We start from the raw sequence: 17,590 nt of genomic DNA on the forward strand, positions 1-17,590 counted from the left end.
AATGTTTCTGAACCGGGAAAGTGACCGGAAATAGTCAAGCGGCAAGAATATCACGGCTGTGACCAGCAGAATAGCAGCAGGCAAAACGACCAGGAGAATTCCTGGTGCAGAATGGCAAACTAGCTTGTCTCTCCTGCCTGCAGGCGCAAGCTTGGACAAAGCAGACACATCTCCAGCAGCACCGCCACGTACTGGCGAGCCTCATTCTTCAGATCAAACGATTCGGGAGCAAATAACCAGTTCTCCATGATCCCGGAAATATAGCTACGCATTAACACCGCTACACGACGTGTGTTCAGGTTTTCCGGCAACATGTTGACATCCATACAGTGGCGTAACGTTTTTTCTATACGGTCATAGTTTTCCAGACACAGGCTACGTTCGACTAACTGAACTGATGCTATTTCCCCGACAAATTCGCATTTGTGGAATATAATCTCCATCAATAAACGTCGGCGTTCTTCTGTCACGGTAGTTTCAAGAACGTAAATTAAAATTTCTCTTAATACTGATAGTGGATCGTCAGGGAATTTTGCCTGATACTCAGTCTCTAACTCATCAATGTTAGGTTTTGCTAGCTCCCAGATTTCACTGAATAAATCCGATTTGTTTTTGAAATGCCAATAGATTGCACCGCGCGTCACACCAGCGGCTTTTGCGATCTCAGCCAGCGAGGTGGATGAGACCCCTTGTTGCGAAAACATACGCAGAGCGACATCAAGAATGTGTTGTCGTGTTTCCTGTGCTTGTTGTTTGGTTTTTCGTGCCATAGGTCAGTGAATTTACAGGCGTTAGATTTACATACATTTGTGAATGTATGTACCATAGCACGACGATAATATAAACGCAGCAATGGGTTTATGGGCTTTAAGCCATTGATCAATTTGAAATCGGACACTCGAGGTTTACATATGAACAAAAACAGAGGGTTAACGCCTCTGGCAGTCGTTCTGATGCTCTCAGGCAGCTTAGCGCTAACAGGATGTGACGACAAACAGGCCCAACAAGGGGGCCAGCAAATGCCAGAGGTTGGAGTTGTTACGCTCAAAACTGAACCTCTACAGATCACAACCGAACTTCCGGGTCGCACCAGTGCGTTTCGTATTGCTGAAGTTCGTCCTCAGGTTAGCGGGATTATCCTGAAACGTAATTTCACGGAAGGTGGTGACATCGAAGCGGGTGTATCTCTCTATCAGATTGATCCTGCTACTTACCAGGCCGCTTATGAAAGTGCAAAAGGCGATCTGGCTAAAGCACAAGCCGCAGCAAACATTGCTCAACTGACGGTGAAACGTTATCAGAAACTGTTGGGTACTAAGTACATCAGCCAACAGGACTACGATAGCGCGTTGGCTGACGCACAGCAGGCAAACGCCGCCGTCGTTGCCGCGAAAGCTGCGGTAGAAACTGCACGCATCAATCTGGCTTACACCAAAGTGACGTCACCGATCAGCGGTCGCATTGGTAAATCATCCGTTACGGAAGGCGCTCTGGTGCAAAACGGTCAGGCGACCGCACTGGCGACCGTTCAGCAGTTGGATCCCATCTATGTAGACGTGACGCAGTCAAGCAACGACTTCCTGCGCCTGAAACAAGAGCTGGCCAACGGCACGCTGAAGCAAGAGAACGGTAAAGCGAAAGTCGAACTGGTGACCAATGACGGCATTAAATACCCGCAGTCCGGTACGCTGGAATTTTCTGATGTGACGGTAGATCAAACCACTGGGTCGATTACGTTACGCGCAATTTTCCCGAACCCGGATCATACCTTACTGCCGGGTATGTTCGTCCGCGCACGTCTGGAAGAAGGGATTAACCCAACTGCATTACTGGTTCCACAGCAAGGCGTTACCCGCACACCGCGTGGCGATGCCAGTGCATTGGTTATCGGTGCAGACAACAAAGTTGAAACTCGTCAAATTGTCGCCGCACAAGCGATTGGCGACAAATGGTTAGTCACTGATGGACTTAAGCCGGGCGACCGCGTGATTGTTACTGGGCTGCAGAAAGTACGTCCTGGCGCGCAGGTAAAAGCGCAGGAAATCACCGCTGATAACAACCAGCAAGGCCAAAGCGGTAGCCAGCCTGAACAGTCCAAGTCTTAACTTAAACAGGAGCCGTTAAGACATGCCTAATTTCTTTATCGATCGCCCAATATTTGCGTGGGTGATCGCCATTATCATCATGTTGGCAGGGGGGCTCGCGATCCTCAAATTGCCGGTAGCGCAATATCCGACTATTGCACCGCCAGCAGTGACGATCTCCGCGACCTACCCTGGCGCTGATGCCAAAACAGTACAGGATACTGTTACGCAGGTTATCGAACAGAATATGAACGGTATCGATAACCTGATGTACATGTCCTCTAACAGTGACTCCACGGGTACCGTGCAGATCACCCTGACCTTCCAGTCTGGTACTGATGCGGATATCGCACAGGTACAGGTGCAGAACAAACTGCAGCTGGCCATGCCGTTGCTGCCTCAGGAAGTACAGCAGCAAGGGGTTAGCGTTGAGAAGTCATCCAGCAGCTTCCTGATGGTTGTCGGTGTTATCAACACCAACGGTACCATGACGCAGGAGGATATTTCCGACTACGTTGGCGCCAACATGAAGGATGCCATTAGCCGTACTTCAGGCGTGGGCGACGTTCAGCTGTTTGGTTCTCAGTACGCGATGCGTATCTGGATGGATCCGAACAAACTGAACAACTTCCAGCTGACACCGGTTGATGTAATCAGCGCCATCAAAGCGCAGAACGCCCAGGTTGCAGCCGGTCAGTTAGGTGGTACGCCGCCGGTGAAAGGTCAGCAGCTTAACGCATCGATCATTGCGCAAACCCGTCTGACCTCCGCTGATGAATTCGGCAAAATCCTGCTGAAAGTGAATCAGGATGGTTCCCAGGTTCGTCTGCGTGACGTAGCGAAAGTGGAACTGGGCGGTGAGAACTACGACATCATTGCGAAGTTCAACGGTAAACCGGCATCCGGTCTGGGTATCAAGCTGGCAACAGGTGCTAACGCCCTGGACACCGCAAACGCTATCCGCGAAGAACTGAAGAAGATGGAACCGTTCTTCCCGTCAGGTCTGAAGATCGTTTACCCGTATGACACCACGCCGTTCGTGAAAATTTCTATTCACGAAGTAGTGAAAACGCTGGCAGAAGCAATCATCCTCGTGTTCCTGGTAATGTATCTGTTCCTGCAGAACTTCCGCGCGACGCTGATTCCGACTATCGCCGTGCCGGTGGTACTCTTGGGTACGTTTGCCGTCCTGGCGATTTTCGGCTTCTCAATAAATACCCTGACGATGTTCGGGATGGTGCTCGCCATCGGCCTGCTGGTGGATGATGCCATCGTGGTGGTCGAGAACGTTGAACGTGTAATGGCTGAGGAAGGACTACCGCCGAAGGAAGCAACGCGAAAATCGATGGGCCAGATTCAGGGTGCATTGGTGGGTATCGCGATGGTGCTGTCAGCGGTATTTATCCCAATGGCGTTCTTCGGAGGGTCGACCGGTGCAATTTACCGTCAGTTCTCCATCACCATTGTTTCCGCGATGGCGCTGTCTGTACTGGTGGCATTGATTCTGACCCCTGCCCTGTGTGCGACCATGCTCAAACCGATTGCTAAAGGCGATCACGGAGAAGGCAAAAAAGGCTTCTTCGGCTGGTTTAACCGCATGTTCGATAAGAGCACGCATCATTACACCGATAGCGTGGGCGGTATTCTGCGCAGCACCGGTCGTTATCTGGCGCTGTATCTGATTATCGTTGTGGGCATGGCCTATCTGTTCGTTCGTCTGCCAAGTTCGTTCCTGCCAGATGAAGACCAGGGGGTATTCCTGTCTATGGCTCAGCTGCCTGCGGGTGCGACGCAAGAGCGTACCCAGAAGGTACTGGACGAAATGACGGATTACTACCTGACCAAGGAAAAAGCGAACGTTGAATCGGTGTTTGCCGTTAACGGTTTCGGTTTTGCTGGTCGTGGTCAGAACACCGGCATCGCGTTCGTTTCTCTGAAAGACTGGAGTGAACGTCCTGGCGAAGAGAACAAGGTTGAAGCGATTACTCAGCGTGCAATGGGCGCATTCTCGCAGATTAAAGACGCAATGGTCTTTGCCTTTAACCTGCCAGCGATTGTGGAGTTAGGGACCGCAACCGGTTTTGACTTCCAGTTGATTGACCAGGCGGGTCTGGGCCATGAGAAGCTGACTCAGGCGCGTAACCAACTGTTTGGTGAAGTCGCGAAGCATCCTGATCTGTTGGTCGGTGTTCGTCCTAACGGTCTGGAAGATACGCCGCAGTTCAAGATCGATATCGATCAGGAAAAAGCGCAGGCTCTGGGCGTTTCCATTAGTGATATTAATACAACGCTGGGTGCAGCATGGGGCGGAAGCTACGTGAATGACTTTATCGACCGTGGTCGTGTGAAGAAAGTTTACGTCATGTCTGAAGCGAAATACCGTATGTTGCCAGAAGATATTGGCAACTGGTATGTCCGCGGTAGCGATGGACAGATGGTACCGTTCTCCGCCTTCTCCACCTCACGTTGGGAATACGGTTCGCCGCGTCTGGAACGCTATAACGGTTTGCCTTCCATGGAAATCTTAGGCCAGGCCGCTCCGGGTAAAAGTACCGGTGAAGCCATGGCGATGATGGAGCAACTGGCCAGCAAACTGCCATCCGGTATCGGTTATGACTGGACTGGTATGTCCTACCAGGAACGACTGTCCGGCAACCAGGCTCCTGCCCTGTATGCTATTTCACTGATCGTCGTATTCTTGTGTCTGGCAGCGTTGTACGAGAGCTGGTCAATTCCGTTCTCCGTAATGCTGGTTGTACCGCTGGGTGTTATCGGTGCATTGCTGGCAGCAACGTTCCGCGGCCTGACCAACGACGTTTACTTCCAGGTAGGCCTGCTCACAACCATTGGGTTGTCGGCGAAGAACGCGATACTTATCGTCGAATTCGCCAAAGACTTGATGGATAAAGAGGGTAAAGGTCTGATAGAGGCGACGCTGGACGCAGTACGCATGCGTTTACGTCCAATCCTGATGACGTCACTGGCCTTTATTCTGGGCGTAATGCCGCTGGTCATCAGCTCCGGCGCAGGTTCCGGTGCGCAGAACGCCGTTGGTACTGGCGTAATGGGTGGGATGGTGACGGCAACCGTGTTGGCGATCTTCTTTGTTCCGGTGTTCTTTGTGGTGGTACGCCGCCGCTTTAGCCGCAAAAATGAAGATATTGAGCATAGCCACTCAGTAGAGCATCATTGATACATCTCTAAAGATAAGGCCGCGCAAGCGGCCTTTTTTCTGAAAAAATCATAAAAATCACTTATTGCCATTCCGTTTATTTTCTATCGGGTAAATAAGCGATATAATCCTTGCAGCCTTAAAGGCTATTCTTAAAAAACAGCGAGAGTTCTTATTTACTTTAATAAATATTAAGATTAATCCTATCCACTGGTTCACATTGTCGGTTGTTGCCTTTCGTTGCTAAACCTAAACAAGATAACCCGATGATTGCCCGAAGAATAAAGAAATTGTCCCATTTCGAATAGCGGCATTTATCTGTTAAAATGTAAAAATGACGTAGCATCATAATTTTACATAATTGTAATTTTTCGTGATATGACGATGAAATCTTTTTTAGAGTAGATTATAGTTAAATCATCAGGAGTCGCGGGCAAGTTCCAGGTAGTTGTTGTATCCATCCCGAAAGGTGTTCGGTTAGTTTAAGCCACTAAGAAGGGGATGCGTTATGGATGAATACTCACCCAAAAGACATGATATCGCGCAGCTTAAATTTCTCTGCGAAACTCTGTATCATGACTGTCTTGCAAACCTTGAACAAAGTAACCATGGCTGGGTTAATGACCCTACCTCTGCAACCAGCTTGCAGCTCAATGAACTGATAGAGCATATTGCAACCTTCGCACTTAATTATAAAATTAAGTACAATGAGGACAATAAGCTGATCGCGCAGATAGATGAATACCTGGATGACACTTTTATGTTGTTCAGCAGTTATGGTATTAATACGCAGGATCTGCAGAAATGGCGGAAGTCAGGTAATCGACTGTTTCGCTGTTTTGTCAATGCCACCAGGGCTAATCCTGTTAGTTTGTCTTGTTAAAAATTATTACAATCATAGGTAAGAGTTATGTCCGATAAACCATTAACTAAAACAGATTATTTGATGCGCCTGCGACGTTGCCAGACAATTGATACGCTAGAGCGCGTTATTGAAAAAAATAAATATGAATTGTCCGACAACGAACTGGCTGTATTTTACTCAGCAGCAGATCATCGCCTTGCTGAATTGACCATGAATAAGCTTTACGACAAGATTCCAACTTCTGTTTGGAAATTCATTCGCTAATTGCACTCAAGGTTAAGTCAGGTATAGCGGCACATTTGTCTGGCTGACCGTTTTCGTATTTATACCTGTCATACTTCAAGTTGCATGTGCGTTGGCTTTCCTCGCTCACCCTAGTCACGTACTAATGTACGCTCCCAGGGATTCGCTGCGTCGCCGCCTTCCTGCAACTCGAATTATTTAAGGTATACAATGGTTATTTAATTCAAATCACGTGACAATGATCACAGCAAAGAAGCGGGAACGTTCCCCTTGCTTGCATTACGTTTTACTGTGCTGAAATAACCTTCAGTACACAGGGAAATCGTAATGCGTAATGAAAAGCAAAAAATGATCGCCGGCGAATACTATCGCCCGGCAGATGAAACACTGCGCAGTGACCGACTACGTGCTCGTCAATTGATCTATCGTTACAATCTCACCGCTCCCGATGAAAAAAATGAGCGTCAGGCAATCCTGCATGATCTGTTAGGTCAGAGTGAGGGTGCCTATATTGAACCCTCTTTCCGGTGTGATTACGGTTATAACATCTATCTTGGTAAAGACTTTTACGCTAATTTCGACTGCGTTATGCTCGACGTCTGTCCAATTCATATTGGCGACAACTGCATGCTGGCACCTGGCGTTCATATCTATACCGCGACCCATCCGCTGGATGCTACCGAGCGCAACAGTGGCCTGGAGTTCGGAAAGCCCGTGACTATCGGCAATAATGTCTGGATAGGTGGTCGTGCAGTGATCAATCCTGGCGTCACGCTGGGCGATAACGTGGTTGTGGCATCAGGTGCAGTAGTCACTAAAAGCGTTCCAGCGAACACCGTAGTTGGGGGCAATCCCGCAAGGATCATCAAAACGCTGTGATCTTAAATGTAACTGTTATGCTAAATTGCGGTTAATCTGTTACTTTCTTCAAAGGGTATCCCCTTTTAAAATAGGGCGATCCCTCCTGAATTTTGCAGATATCACGAAGGCAAGAGATGACAGAAATACAGCGCCTGCTTACTGAAACAATCGACGACTTAAATATTCGCGAGAAGCGCGACAACAAACCGCGCTTTAGCATCAGCTTTATTCGCAAACACCCAGGGCTGTTTATCGGCATGTATGTTGCCTGGTTTGCCACGCTGGCGGTGATGCTACAGTCAGAAACGTTAGTCGATTCAGTATGGCTGCTGGTGGTACTGTTCGTTGTACTCAACGGCTTTTTCTTTTTCGACGTTGCGCCACGGTACCGCTTTGAAGATATCGACGTTCTGGATTTTAGAGTTTGCTATAACGGAGAATGGTACAACACGCGCTTTGTCCCCTCCTCGCTCATCGATACTATCCTGCACTCACCGTCCGTGGATAGCGAACATAAAGCACAGCTGCAAAAGATGATATCGCGTAAAGGCGAACTCTCGTTTTACGATGTCTTTACGCTTACCCGCGCCCAGACCACCCAGTAACGGCATCTCAGCGCAGATAAAAAAAGTGCGTTCCAGCCCAGGCAACGCACTTTAATCCCTGAAATGCTGGCAAAGAAACTAACGTCTCTTTTTACGCCCCTGTACTGCTTTAAAGCGCGGATTCGTTTTGCAGATAACGTACAAACGCCCTTTGCGTTTTACTATCTGGCAGTCAGGATGGCGCTGTTTTGCGCTGCGAAGTGAATTGAGTACCTGCATTTTAACCCCGCTTAACGCCAATAAAATGACCAAAACGTTTTTGGAAACGTGCTGCACTACCTTCATTATCAAAGGTTTTTTGCTTCCCGGTATAATACGGATGCGATTTAGAAGAGATATCGAGGGTCACGTACGGGTACATTTCCCCCTCAAACTCAATTTCACGCTCAGTCTTAATGGTCGAACCGACCTTAAAGAATTCATTGGCACTGGTATCGTGAAACACCACGGTACGGTAAAAAGGATGAATATCCGGTTTCATGGCAACCTCGATTTGTTACGTTATAACATAGCCAACAAAATACACCACTCTTGTACAAACCACAACCTGATTTACGCTACAGGGAGTTAAACGGGATGATAAGTGGCCGTAAATATATGATGTCAATCGAATAGCTTTTCGGGGTTTCAGATATACTTTCCCTACGCTGTGTAAATAAGGATATCACTGTGACAACACGACATCTGATAAGCCTGGTGACTGGGGTACTGTTCCTTTCCATCCTCGCGCCTGTAGGTTTAAGCCTGTGGCTGGCACATCGTCAGGTCGAAACGAAATTTATCGATGAACTCGACATGTTCTCAACACGAGTCGCATTACGTACGGAACGCGTAGGCGAGCAGGCGAAAAAAGCATTACGCCATATTGAAGCATTTCAGGGGGTGCCTTGTAGTGATGAGCATCTGCTGGAAATGCGTCGTTTGTCATATAGCTATCGCTATATTCAGGAAGTGCTGTACCTCAAAGATAACGTTCCGCAATGCTCATCCCTGGAAAAAAGAAGCCAGGCAGACGCATTTCCACCCGCAATGAAAGTCACTCCTGATGGATATCGCGCATGGCTTACCACGCAAAATGATTTGGGCATCAAGCGCTTTATGGCAGCATTAGGGAGCGAACATTATATTGTGATGGTCGATCCGGGTTCTTTCATTGACGTCATCCCGTTTGGCTCATGGCCGATTGAAGTGGCTATCATTGGCACCATGCGCAACGTCGTGGTTGCCAGTAGCGCCGATCTGCCATCGGACGTTTTGCAGCATATACGGCAAGAACGATCGATTACTCATTTTAACAAAGATGGCAGCATTTATAACGCCCGCCCCTTTCCTGAGTTGGGCATCACGATCGTAACCTGGGCGTCTACCCTACCATTGCAAAAAACCTGGCACCGGCAGGCACTGATCTGGCTCCCGGCAGGTATTCTTATCGGTTTGCTCACCGCCGCCTTTGTTTTGCGTATTTTGCGCCGCTTACAGTCGCCCCATCACCAGTTGCAGGACGCTATCCAGCATCGGGACATCAAAGTCCACTATCAACCAATTATCTCGCTCAAAACGGGGAAAGTGGTTGGGGCAGAGGCGCTGGCTCGCTGGCAGCAGGCCGATGGGAGTTATCTGTCACCTGAAATTTTCGTCGCGCTGGCGCATGAAACCGGGCTGACAGAGTCCCTCACCCGGTTGATTATTGAAAGCGTATTTGAAGATTTAGGCAAATGGCTGCGTCAGCATCCTTAGCAGCATATATCCATCAACCTTGAGTCAGCCGATCTGTCCTCCGAAACGCTTCCGGCCCTGTTAAGCCAGAAGGTGAACCACTGGCAACTTAAGCCTGCGCAAATCGCGCTGGAGCTAACTGAACGCGAATTTGCTGACCCAAAAAACAGCGCGCCGTTTATTGCCAAATACCGTCAGGCGGGTCATTCAATCTATATTGATGACTTTGGTACCGGCTATTCCAGCCTGAGTTATTTGCAGGATCTGGATGTAGACATTCTGAAGATAGACAAATCGTTCGTCGATGCACTGGAGTACAACAACGTCACACCACATATCATCGAGATAGCAAAAGCGTTGAAACTTGAGATGGTGGCGGAAGGTATCGAAACCGAGAATCAGGAAACCTGGCTACGCAAGCACGGAGTGCAGTACGGTCAAGGCTGGCTTTACAGCAAAGCGCTGCCGAAAACGGAATTTATACTGTGGGCAGAAAAACGGCTTTAACATGGCTGTTGATGTTGAGATGGCTGGCGGCACGCCGCACAGCCAGTCACATCACTCTTCCATAATGGGCGCAAATCCACCGTAGATCATTCGCTTGCCATCAAATGGCATAGATTCACCGAATTCCTTCATACGGGGATCGGACATCATCTTCTGATTCGCCGCGTCGCGGACCTCTTTGGAAGGGTATTCAATCCAGCTGAATACCACTTCTTCATGATCCTGCGCTTTCACAGCCATGCGAAAATCGGTCAATTTGCCGTCAGGGACATCATCTGCCCAGCACTCCACCACGCGCAATGCACCGAACTCCTTGAAAAGCGGAGCTGCTTTTGCCGCCATCGCAATGTACGCCTCCTTGTTTTCAGCAGGTACGGCAACCACAAAGCCATCAACATACTTCATGAGAAAAACCTCCGAAGTGTACTGCGCGGCAAGCCGATTCCAGCCGCGTCAGTCGAGGTTAAGTTTAGTCGCCAGCAGGCGATCGCGCCCCAGGCGTATTCCTGATGCGAATACGTGCCTGCGGCTGATGCCGAAACCACGGCAGGCAAAGCTGAATGAGTGGTCCGATAGCCAAGGCATACAGCACCGTGCCAACCCCCACGGTTCCTCCCAGCAACCAACCGATAAGCAGCACCGACACTTCAATTGCGGTTCGAATTCGTCGTACTGGCCAGCCGGTACGTGCGTGGATACCGGTCATCAGACCATCACGCGGACCGGCGCCAAAACCGGCACCAATGTACAGGCTGGTTGCTAACGCATTCAGGATCACCGCTGACACCAACAGCCCGCTGCGCGCCAGCAGGGATTCAAATCCCGGAATCACCAGCAGCGCGGCATCTGCCGCCAGCCCGATCATAATCACGTTGCTCAACGTGCCAAACCCTGGACGCTGGCGCAGCGGTATCCACGCCAGCAGTACCAACACACCCACGGCAATAATCACCACGCCGATATTCATCGACAATAAATTGGCCACGCCCAGGTGAAACACGTTCCACGGATCGGCCCCTAAATCGGCACGGACAAACATCGCCGTCGACACACCGTACAGCGTCAGCCCGATAAACAGCTGAAGTAAACGACGCAGCATGCTTTTCCCCTCTCACTCTCAGATAACTTTCATCATCACCGCAATTGGCACTATGATTAATGTCCAGTTTTCAAAAAGTGGACTGCTATGTCATCACGCCGTTACGGAAGCCAGTCTTTGCAGCGCCTGCTCGGACACTGGCAGGAAAACCCCTCACGAACGCCCATCTGGCGACAGCTGGCAGAAGCGTTACGTTTGCTGATCCTTGATGGTCGACTGGCGCTGGATAGTCGCTTACCCGGCGAACGCGAGCTCGCTGCCGTTCTGCAAGTGAGCCGAACCACCGTCGCCAGCGCCATGGCGCAACTGCGTGAAGAGGGATATCTGGAAAGCCGTCATGGGAGCGGCTCACGGGTGATCCTGCCGGAACACATTCGTCATGTGCCTACACGAACCAGTACCGGTACAGCGCTGGATTTGTCCACGGCGGCGCTGAGTGCCGGTCCCGAAATTCACCATGCTTACCAACAAGCGCTGTTTGCGATGCCGCAGCATTTGCTGAGCTCCGGGTATCTACCGCAGGGACTGGCGGTTTTGCGTGAATCCATCGCCCGACATTATTGCGAACGCGGACTCCCGACGCAGCCCGATGAGATTATGGTCGTGAACGGCGCGGTCAGTGGCCTGGCGCTGATCCTGCGTTTACTCACCGGCCCAGGCGATCGCGTGGTGGTCGATCATCCCACGTATCCGCTGGCGATTGCCGCGATTCAAGGCGCATCATGTCGTCCCGTCGGTGTGTCGCTGCCCGAACACGGTTGGGATACGGCAGGTCTGGTCGCCACCATCGCGCAAACCGCACCGAGAATGGCCTATCTGATGCCGGACTTTCACAATCCGACCGGGCGTTGCATGGACGCTGCAACTCGCCAGGTCGTGGCAGATATTGCTGAAAGGACCCGCACCACGCTGGTGATTGATGAGACCATGGTGAACCTGTGGTATGACGCCCCGCCACCACCGCCGCTTGCCGCATTCAACCGCGATGCGCCGATCATCCTGCTGGGATCTGCCGGGAAAAGCTTTTGGGGAGGATTACGCCTGGGCTGGATTCGGGCGTCGGCGCGAACCATTGCGGCGCTGGTACAAACTCGCGACACCTTCGATTTAGGCTCCCCGGTGCTTGAACAACTCGCCACCAGCTGGCTGCTGGATAATGCCGCCGACTTTCTTCCTGACAGAAGACGGCTACTCACATCGCAGCGAGATCTGTGCTCGGATCTGATGAACGCACATTTCCCGGAGTGGCAGTTTACCCAGCCACAGGGAGGACTCTCTTTTTGGGTTGAACTGCCCGATACGCTGGCAACGCTATTCGCTACGCGCGCCGAAATCGCAGGCATTCAGTTGGGAACCGGTACGCGTTTCGGTCTTGATGGTGCATTTGACCGCTTTTTGCGTATGCCCTTCACATTACCGGATGACACAACGCGTGCCGCCTTCCGGGTGTTGCAACCCATTTGGGATAATCTGCGTTTGCAGGCCAGCAGCGGGAAAATACGTAAAATAATCTAAGCGACGAGTCAAAGGACTCGTCCTTGAATGCCGTGATGGACGAGGATGTCCCGGCAATATTACCGCTGAGGAGGAACCGGAAACCCCTTCAGAGAAATCACGAAATTCTCACCGTCTTTCTTAATTTTTGCCCCGGCATCACACCAGTCGGAGGCAATACGGAAGAACTCATCGCTGCCGACGTTCCAGCTCAGACGAACATGTTTCACATAACCGGAACGCAGCATTTCACAGGCTTCGCCATAATTACAGGCGGTTGAGAGCGGTTGTTGTTTCATTTTTTCTTCTTCAGTAGTCTTCGCAATGCTTTGATTTCTTTAGGAGTCAGTGCTTCAACCACGGATTCTTCCGTATGCTGGCTATCGATATCCTCAGCGGAGACTCCCGCCTCTTCAACGGCGGAAAACGCGATCAGCAGTAGTTTTTCCGTCGCGATACTTAAATTTTCACTATGCACTTCAGCGTAATGGCGAAGCTTTTCTTTTAGCGCCTCATCAATTTTGACATTCAATACAGCGGTCGACATCGTAGAAAATCCTTGTGGTCAGCCAAAACACACCGAATGTAAGACCCTGTCGTTACAGTGCGATGGCGGCGGCAAAAGCATCAAATAACATCCCCGAAACACATTGACAGCATTTGATGACATTAAAATGACAATACGATGACAAAGAAAAGAAGATAAACAGAAGGAAAATTGCCGGACGGCAGAATTGGGTGGGGGCCCTGCCAGCTACATCCCGGCACACACGTCATCTGCCTTGGCTGCTTCCTTCCGGACCTGACCTGGTAAACAGAGTAGTGTTGCGGGAGAACCAACAGAGCCCCCATTGAGAGCGTTGTTAACCAACGCGCAGGCGCATTATCACTGCTGCACCCTGTAATTGCAACCCATCCAGCATCGGATGCTGTTTTCTTGTGCAATGCGGCTTCACTCCTTCGCCGTTCAGCATTATGCTGGAGGATTAGCGCAGGAATAAATGATGGATATACAAGACACTTTCCCCCAACGCGTCTGGCAAATCGTCGCGTCAATCCCCGAAGGTTTCGTCACCACCTATGGCGATGTTGCAAGGCTTGCCGGTTCGCCGCGTGCTGCGCGCCAGGTAGGCGGCGTGCTTAAGCGTCTCCCCGAAGGCAGCACTCTGCCCTGGCATCGGGTGGTTAATCGTCATGGTGCCATTTCGCTGACAGGCCCCGACCTGCAACGGCAGCGTCAGGCGTTGCTGGCTGAAGGAATAGTGGTTTCAGGAAGCGGACAGATCGATTTACAGCGCTATCGCTGGGTGTACTAACCCTCTCTGGGCGGAGAGGGTTACGACTGCCTTAGTACTGTGTGGGAGCAGGGACGGCAGAAGACGGATTCACTTGGGTTGGTGACGTTGACGGCACCGTGGTGGCAGCCCCACCGCTCGCCTGAACCGGTACTGCCGTTTGCTGTACAGGGACCAGCGTCAGGTCAGCTTTTGTCCCCCCCTGATTAATGACCGTCTGCACGGTATCAGTAATGAAGACCAGTTTGTCATTAACCGTAATTGCCGCACTTAGCAGAATACGGGCGTTAGGTTGAATATCAGCCGGGTTAAACGGTAATACGAAGCTGAATGGCGCCTGTTTACCCTCAGTACGGACCGCTTTTTGCGACAGCACTTTTGACGGTGCATCGGCCAGTGAAGCATCTGACAGCGTTACGGTCAGCACCGCATCAGGTGGCAAGGCCACTTTCTGGCGGATCCATACTGTACCGGAGACATTAGGCTGCTGAATTTTAGACTGTGTGTCAGCAATTGACGTATTAGGGCTTGGCGCAGGTGTCTGAATATCCGCACTTTTATCGGCGCAGGCTGCCAGAGCGACCGCAACCGCTAAACCACTTACCATGTGCACGAGTTTCATTAAATTCTCCTTTTCATCTATGCACCAGCGAGAACTTTCCTCGCCAGAAGAGTGGTTAACAAAAACATAACGTGACTAAGTGTGGCACAAGACAGCTGTTTTTGCCTGTAATAGGCCTTTAATTCAGACAATTGCACCCATCGGACCACTTTCAAAATTGCGTTATACTCTGCCTACCTCGCTGCGAGATCGATATAACCTGGAGAGCACGTATGAGTCTGGCGCTGAAAAATTTGCTGACATTGTTAAATCTGGAAAAAATTGAAGAAGGACTCTTTCGGGGCCAAAGTGAAGACTTAGGGTTACGTCAGGTTTTTGGGGGACAGGTTGTCGGTCAGGCGCTGTATGCCGCAAAGGAAACCGTACCAGAAGAGCGTCTGGTCCACTCCTTTCACAGCTACTTTTTGCGCCCCGGCGATAGCCAAAAGCCCATCATCTATGATGTAGAAGTCCTGCGTGATGGTAACAGCTTCAGCGCGCGCCGCGTTGCCGCAATCCAGAATGGTAAACCTATTTTTTACATGACAGCCTCTTTCCAGGCGCCGGAAGATGGATTTGAACATCAGAAAACCATGCCGGATGCGCCGAGTCCCGATGAGCTTAAATCAGAAACAGAAATTGCCCGCTCAGTGGCGCATTTGCTGCCGCCGCTGTTGAAAGAAAAATTTATCAACGATCGTCCATTGGAAGTGCGCCCGGTTGAATTTCATAACCCCTTAAAAGGTCACGTCGCACCTCCGACGCGCCAGGTTTGGATCCGCGCAAACGGCGAGCTACAGGACGATCTGCGCGTCCATCAATATCTGCTGGGTTATGCTTCAGACCTGAACTTCCTGCCTGTTGCGCTGCAGCCGTACGGAATTGGTTTTCTGGAAAAAGGGATTCAGATCGCCACCATTGACCACTCCATGTGGTTCCACCGTCCGTTCAATATCAATGAGTGGTTGTTGTATAACGTCGAGAGTACTTCGGCCTCCGGTGCCCGGGGTTTTGTACGCGGGGAGTTTTATACGCAGGACGGCGTGCTGGTCGCCTCTACCGTGCAGGAAGGGGTAATGCGTAATCGTAATTGAGAATTACCGGATGGCGGCGCAAAAGCGTTGCCATCCGGCAGATTGAAACATCAAGCGTTGTAAGCGTTCTCGCCGTGGCTGTTCACATCCAGACCTTCGCGTTCCTGCTCTTCCGGTACACGCAGACCCACCGTCATATCCGCCAGCTTATAGCCAATGAAAGCCACCACACCGGACCAGACGATGGTAATCGCCACGCTTTCCAGTTGCACCAGCAGCTGATGCCCCATGGTCACGCCCTCGGCAAAGCCCACGCCGCCCAGAGAGCTGGCAGCGAACACCCCGGTCAGGATGCAGCCGACAATGCCGCACACGCCGTGCACGCCAAACACATCACACGGATCGTCCACGCGCAGAATACGCTTCAGGATGGTCACACCCCACAGGCCAGCCAGTCCCGCAACGACACCAATAATCAGCGCGCCGCCGACACCAATATAGCCACATGCCGGTGTTACCCCCACCAGACCCGCAATAGCACCAGAACACGCGCCCAGCAGGGACGGTTTGCCACGCAGCGCCCATTCACCGAAGATCCATCCGAGGATGGCTGCGGCGGTGGCGACCACGGTATTGACGAAGGCCAGTGCGGCAATCTCATTCGCCGTTCCCGCTGAACCGGCGTTAAAGCCAAACCAACCAATATAGAGAATAGCGGTACCGGTGAAGACCATCGGCAGGTTATGCGGTTTAAAGGCTTCTTTGCCAAAACCGACGCGTTTGCCAATCAGATACGCCCCAACCAGACCGGCAATCGCCGCGTTGATATGCACGACTGTTCCGCCGGCAAAATCCAACGCACCGTGGGAAGCCAGCAAGCCGCCGCCCCAGACCATATGGGAAATGGGGATGTACGACAACGTTAACCATACCACTACAAAAATCAGCACCGCAGAGAAGCGAATACGTTCAGCCAGCGCCCCAACAATCAGCCCAACGGTGATGCAGGCGAAAGAACCCTGAAAAGCAACGTGAATGTACTGGTAGAAGCTCCCCGTGACCGCCGTCAGCGCGATGTTCTTCAGCAATACCCAGTTGAAGTTGCCGAAGAAATTATTCCCTTCGCCAAAGGCCAGTGAGTAGCCATAAACCACCCATAGAATACAAACCAGAGCGAATGTCACCGTCACCTGAGTCAGCATCGACAGCACGTTCTTACCGCGAATCAAACCGCCGTAGAACAACGCAATGCCAGGGATAGTCATAAACAGCACCAGCGCGGTACAGATCATCATAAAAGCGTTATCTGCTTTATCCGCAACCGCCGGTGCCGCCATTGCCAGTCCCGGCAGTAGCGCCAGTGAAGCAATACCTGTTTTCATCGTTGCTATCTTCATTTTTTGGTTTCCTATCACTGTGTGCCAGAAGTTACAGTGCAGCTTCGTCGGCTTCGCCGGTACGAATACGAATCACACGTTGCAGCTCGGCGACGAAGATTTTGCCGTCGCCAATTTTTCCGGTGTATGCCGCTTTACTGATGACATCAATCACGCCATCCAGTTGGTCGTCGGCAATCGCCACATCAATCTTCACCTTTGGCAGAAAATTGACGCTATATTCAGCCCCACGGTACAGCTCAGCATGACCTTTCTGTCGGCCAAAGCCCTTCACTTCGGTGACGGTCAGCCCCTGAATACCAATAGACGACAGTGCTTCACGGACGTCTTCCAGTTTGAACGGTTTGATTACCACGGTAACCAGCTTCATAGATCCCCTCCAGTCAGAATTCAGTAGTGGCTGCAGATACACGAGAGGAATATTGCAAGGGGTGTGCCAGGAATGAAAAACGCGGAATAATTCAGGCTTGCAGGGTATTGCCGGGGGAGAAAAAGAAAAAACGCACTATGACGGTGCATAGTGCGTTACATTTTTGCACCAGATTGTTGATTGCCGGATGGCGGCGTAAACGCCTTATCCGGTCTACAAAACCGCGTTGACCGTAGGCCTGATAAGC

The 17,590-nt window shown here is 51.0% G+C and carries 18 protein-coding genes, 1 other RNA gene and 2 pseudogenes; 10 read left to right on the plus strand and 11 right to left on the minus strand.

Annotated features, from left to right (window positions below):
• Window positions 1–119: 119 nt before the first annotated feature.
• Window positions 120–770, minus strand: coding sequence for a multidrug efflux transporter transcriptional repressor AcrR (gene acrR, locus OGV85_RS23250; protein ID WP_003021744.1), 651 nt, complete (start codon window positions 768–770; stop codon window positions 120–122).
• 141 nt (window positions 771–911) lie between these two features.
• Between acrR and acrA the strand changes: the two genes are divergently transcribed.
• From acrA to OGV85_RS23280, 6 genes are all read left to right on the plus strand, one after another.
• Entirely contained in the window at window positions 912–2,105 is a 1,194-nt protein-coding gene (gene acrA / locus OGV85_RS23255) for a multidrug efflux RND transporter periplasmic adaptor subunit AcrA (protein ID WP_003835922.1), read from the plus strand.
• A gap of 22 nt (window positions 2,106–2,127) precedes the next feature.
• Window positions 2,128–5,277, plus strand: coding sequence for an efflux RND transporter permease AcrB (acrB, locus tag OGV85_RS23260; RefSeq protein ID WP_003021736.1), 3,150 nt, complete (start codon window positions 2,128–2,130; stop codon window positions 5,275–5,277).
• Window positions 5,278–5,764: 487 nt separating this feature from the next.
• Entirely contained in the window at window positions 5,765–6,139 is a 375-nt protein-coding gene (tomB, locus tag OGV85_RS23265) for an Hha toxicity modulator TomB (RefSeq protein ID WP_003021733.1), read from the plus strand.
• A gap of 27 nt (window positions 6,140–6,166) precedes the next feature.
• Window positions 6,167–6,385, plus strand: a complete 219-nt coding sequence (hha, locus tag OGV85_RS23270; protein WP_002892050.1) for a hemolysin expression-modulating protein Hha — start codon at window positions 6,167–6,169, stop codon at window positions 6,383–6,385.
• 306 nt (window positions 6,386–6,691) lie between these two features.
• Window positions 6,692–7,243: a maltose O-acetyltransferase gene (maa, locus tag OGV85_RS23275; RefSeq protein ID WP_003021728.1), complete on the plus strand. Its 552-nt coding sequence runs from the start codon at window positions 6,692–6,694 to the stop codon at window positions 7,241–7,243.
• A 116-nt stretch (window positions 7,244–7,359) separates the two neighbouring features.
• Window positions 7,360–7,830, plus strand: a complete 471-nt coding sequence (locus tag OGV85_RS23280; protein ID WP_003021724.1) for a YlaC family protein — start codon at window positions 7,360–7,362, stop codon at window positions 7,828–7,830.
• 78 nt (window positions 7,831–7,908) lie between these two features.
• Here OGV85_RS23280 and ykgO read toward each other — a convergent pair whose 3' ends face one another.
• Together ykgO and OGV85_RS23290 are read right to left on the minus strand one after the other, a co-directional pair.
• A complete protein-coding gene (ykgO, locus tag OGV85_RS23285; protein WP_005125190.1) occupies window positions 7,909–8,049 on the minus strand; it encodes a type B 50S ribosomal protein L36 in 141 nt (46 codons plus the stop codon).
• Between the two features lies 1 nt (window position 8,050).
• The gene (locus tag OGV85_RS23290; RefSeq protein WP_003021719.1) at window positions 8,051–8,311 is read right to left on the minus strand and encodes a type B 50S ribosomal protein L31; all 261 of its coding nucleotides are present in this window, start codon (window positions 8,309–8,311) and stop codon (window positions 8,051–8,053) included.
• A 188-nt stretch (window positions 8,312–8,499) separates the two neighbouring features.
• Between OGV85_RS23290 and pdeB the strand changes: the two are divergent.
• Window positions 8,500–10,053, plus strand: a pseudogene (gene pdeB / locus OGV85_RS23295) (cyclic di-3',5'-guanosine monophosphate phosphodiesterase PdeB).
• A gap of 51 nt (window positions 10,054–10,104) precedes the next feature.
• Here the strand turns inward: pdeB and OGV85_RS23300 are convergent.
• Together OGV85_RS23300 and yczE are read right to left on the minus strand one after the other, a co-directional pair.
• The gene (locus OGV85_RS23300) at window positions 10,105–10,458 is read right to left on the minus strand and encodes a DUF1428 domain-containing protein (protein WP_003831033.1); all 354 of its coding nucleotides are present in this window, start codon (window positions 10,456–10,458) and stop codon (window positions 10,105–10,107) included.
• Between the two features lie 64 nt (window positions 10,459–10,522).
• Window positions 10,523–11,152, minus strand: coding sequence for a membrane protein YczE (yczE, locus tag OGV85_RS23305; RefSeq protein WP_003021707.1), 630 nt, complete (start codon window positions 11,150–11,152; stop codon window positions 10,523–10,525).
• Window positions 11,153–11,239: 87 nt separating this feature from the next.
• Here yczE and yczR point away from each other — a divergent pair, with 87 nt between their 5' ends.
• Window positions 11,240–12,667: a MocR-like transcription factor YczR gene (yczR, locus tag OGV85_RS23310; protein ID WP_032936970.1), complete on the plus strand. Its 1,428-nt coding sequence runs from the start codon at window positions 11,240–11,242 to the stop codon at window positions 12,665–12,667.
• 59 nt (window positions 12,668–12,726) lie between these two features.
• On the opposite strand, the gene OGV85_RS23315 is transcribed toward yczR, so the two are convergent.
• The 3 genes from OGV85_RS23315 to ffs all read right to left on the minus strand — a co-directional run bounded on the left by OGV85_RS23315 (window position 12,727) and on the right by ffs (window position 13,488).
• Window positions 12,727–12,945: a hypothetical protein gene (locus tag OGV85_RS23315; RefSeq protein WP_003021701.1), complete on the minus strand. Its 219-nt coding sequence runs from the start codon at window positions 12,943–12,945 to the stop codon at window positions 12,727–12,729.
• Window positions 12,942–13,193, minus strand: a complete 252-nt coding sequence (locus OGV85_RS23320; protein ID WP_003021699.1) for a hypothetical protein — start codon at window positions 13,191–13,193, stop codon at window positions 12,942–12,944. Before OGV85_RS23320 ends, OGV85_RS23315 begins: the two co-directional genes overlap by 4 nt.
• 198 nt (window positions 13,194–13,391) lie before the next feature.
• An RNA gene (gene ffs, locus OGV85_RS23325) (signal recognition particle sRNA small type) lies at window positions 13,392–13,488 on the minus strand.
• Window positions 13,489–13,572: 84 nt separating this feature from the next.
• Between ffs and OGV85_RS23330 the strand changes: the two are divergent.
• Window positions 13,573–13,962, plus strand: a pseudogene (locus tag OGV85_RS23330) (MGMT family protein).
• 31 nt (window positions 13,963–13,993) lie between these two features.
• Here the strand turns inward: OGV85_RS23330 and OGV85_RS23335 are convergent.
• A complete protein-coding gene (locus OGV85_RS23335) occupies window positions 13,994–14,563 on the minus strand; it encodes a YbaY family lipoprotein (RefSeq protein ID WP_003021666.1) in 570 nt (189 codons plus the stop codon).
• A gap of 212 nt (window positions 14,564–14,775) precedes the next feature.
• Here OGV85_RS23335 and tesB point away from each other — a divergent pair, with 212 nt between their 5' ends.
• On the plus strand, window positions 14,776–15,636 hold the full coding sequence (gene tesB / locus OGV85_RS23340) for an acyl-CoA thioesterase II (RefSeq protein WP_003021663.1): 861 nt from the start codon (window positions 14,776–14,778) through the stop codon (window positions 15,634–15,636).
• Between the two features lie 50 nt (window positions 15,637–15,686).
• On the opposite strand, the gene amtB is transcribed toward tesB, so the two are convergent.
• Entirely contained in the window at window positions 15,687–16,973 is a 1,287-nt protein-coding gene (gene amtB / locus OGV85_RS23345) for an ammonium transporter AmtB (protein WP_061547928.1), read from the minus strand.
• Between the two features lie 31 nt (window positions 16,974–17,004).
• Window positions 17,005–17,343, minus strand: a complete 339-nt coding sequence (gene glnK / locus OGV85_RS23350; protein ID WP_003021657.1) for a P-II family nitrogen regulator — start codon at window positions 17,341–17,343, stop codon at window positions 17,005–17,007.
• Window positions 17,344–17,590 lie beyond the last annotated feature (247 nt).

The sequence above is a fragment of the Citrobacter sp. Cf132 genome, from assembly GCF_030333885.1.
Classification (GTDB): domain Bacteria; phylum Pseudomonadota; class Gammaproteobacteria; order Enterobacterales; family Enterobacteriaceae; genus Citrobacter; species Citrobacter freundii.

Excerpts from the sequence above, each read along its gene's own strand:
- acrR (WP_003021744.1), bottom strand. The coding sequence starts at position 770 with ATGGCACGAAAAACCAAACAACAAGCACAGGAAACACGACAACACATT.
- acrA (WP_003835922.1), top strand. The coding sequence starts at position 912 with ATGAACAAAAACAGAGGGTTAACGCCTCTGGCAGTCGTTCTGATGCTC.
- acrB (WP_003021736.1), top strand. The coding sequence starts at position 2,128 with ATGCCTAATTTCTTTATCGATCGCCCAATATTTGCGTGGGTGATCGCC.
- tomB (WP_003021733.1), top strand. The coding sequence starts at position 5,765 with ATGGATGAATACTCACCCAAAAGACATGATATCGCGCAGCTTAAATTT.
- hha (WP_002892050.1), top strand. The coding sequence starts at position 6,167 with ATGTCCGATAAACCATTAACTAAAACAGATTATTTGATGCGCCTGCGA.
- maa (WP_003021728.1), top strand. The coding sequence starts at position 6,692 with ATGCGTAATGAAAAGCAAAAAATGATCGCCGGCGAATACTATCGCCCG.
- OGV85_RS23280 (WP_003021724.1), top strand. The coding sequence starts at position 7,360 with ATGACAGAAATACAGCGCCTGCTTACTGAAACAATCGACGACTTAAAT.
- ykgO (WP_005125190.1), bottom strand. The coding sequence starts at position 8,049 with ATGCAGGTACTCAATTCACTTCGCAGCGCAAAACAGCGCCATCCTGAC.
- OGV85_RS23290 (WP_003021719.1), bottom strand. The coding sequence starts at position 8,311 with ATGAAACCGGATATTCATCCTTTTTACCGTACCGTGGTGTTTCACGAT.
- OGV85_RS23300 (WP_003831033.1), bottom strand. The coding sequence starts at position 10,458 with ATGAAGTATGTTGATGGCTTTGTGGTTGCCGTACCTGCTGAAAACAAG.
- yczE (WP_003021707.1), bottom strand. The coding sequence starts at position 11,152 with ATGCTGCGTCGTTTACTTCAGCTGTTTATCGGGCTGACGCTGTACGGT.
- yczR (WP_032936970.1), top strand. The coding sequence starts at position 11,240 with ATGTCATCACGCCGTTACGGAAGCCAGTCTTTGCAGCGCCTGCTCGGA.
- OGV85_RS23315 (WP_003021701.1), bottom strand. The coding sequence starts at position 12,945 with ATGAAACAACAACCGCTCTCAACCGCCTGTAATTATGGCGAAGCCTGT.
- OGV85_RS23320 (WP_003021699.1), bottom strand. The coding sequence starts at position 13,193 with ATGTCGACCGCTGTATTGAATGTCAAAATTGATGAGGCGCTAAAAGAA.
- OGV85_RS23335 (WP_003021666.1), bottom strand. The coding sequence starts at position 14,563 with ATGAAACTCGTGCACATGGTAAGTGGTTTAGCGGTTGCGGTCGCTCTG.
- tesB (WP_003021663.1), top strand. The coding sequence starts at position 14,776 with ATGAGTCTGGCGCTGAAAAATTTGCTGACATTGTTAAATCTGGAAAAA.
- amtB (WP_061547928.1), bottom strand. The coding sequence starts at position 16,973 with ATGAAGATAGCAACGATGAAAACAGGTATTGCTTCACTGGCGCTACTG.
- glnK (WP_003021657.1), bottom strand. The coding sequence starts at position 17,343 with ATGAAGCTGGTTACCGTGGTAATCAAACCGTTCAAACTGGAAGACGTC.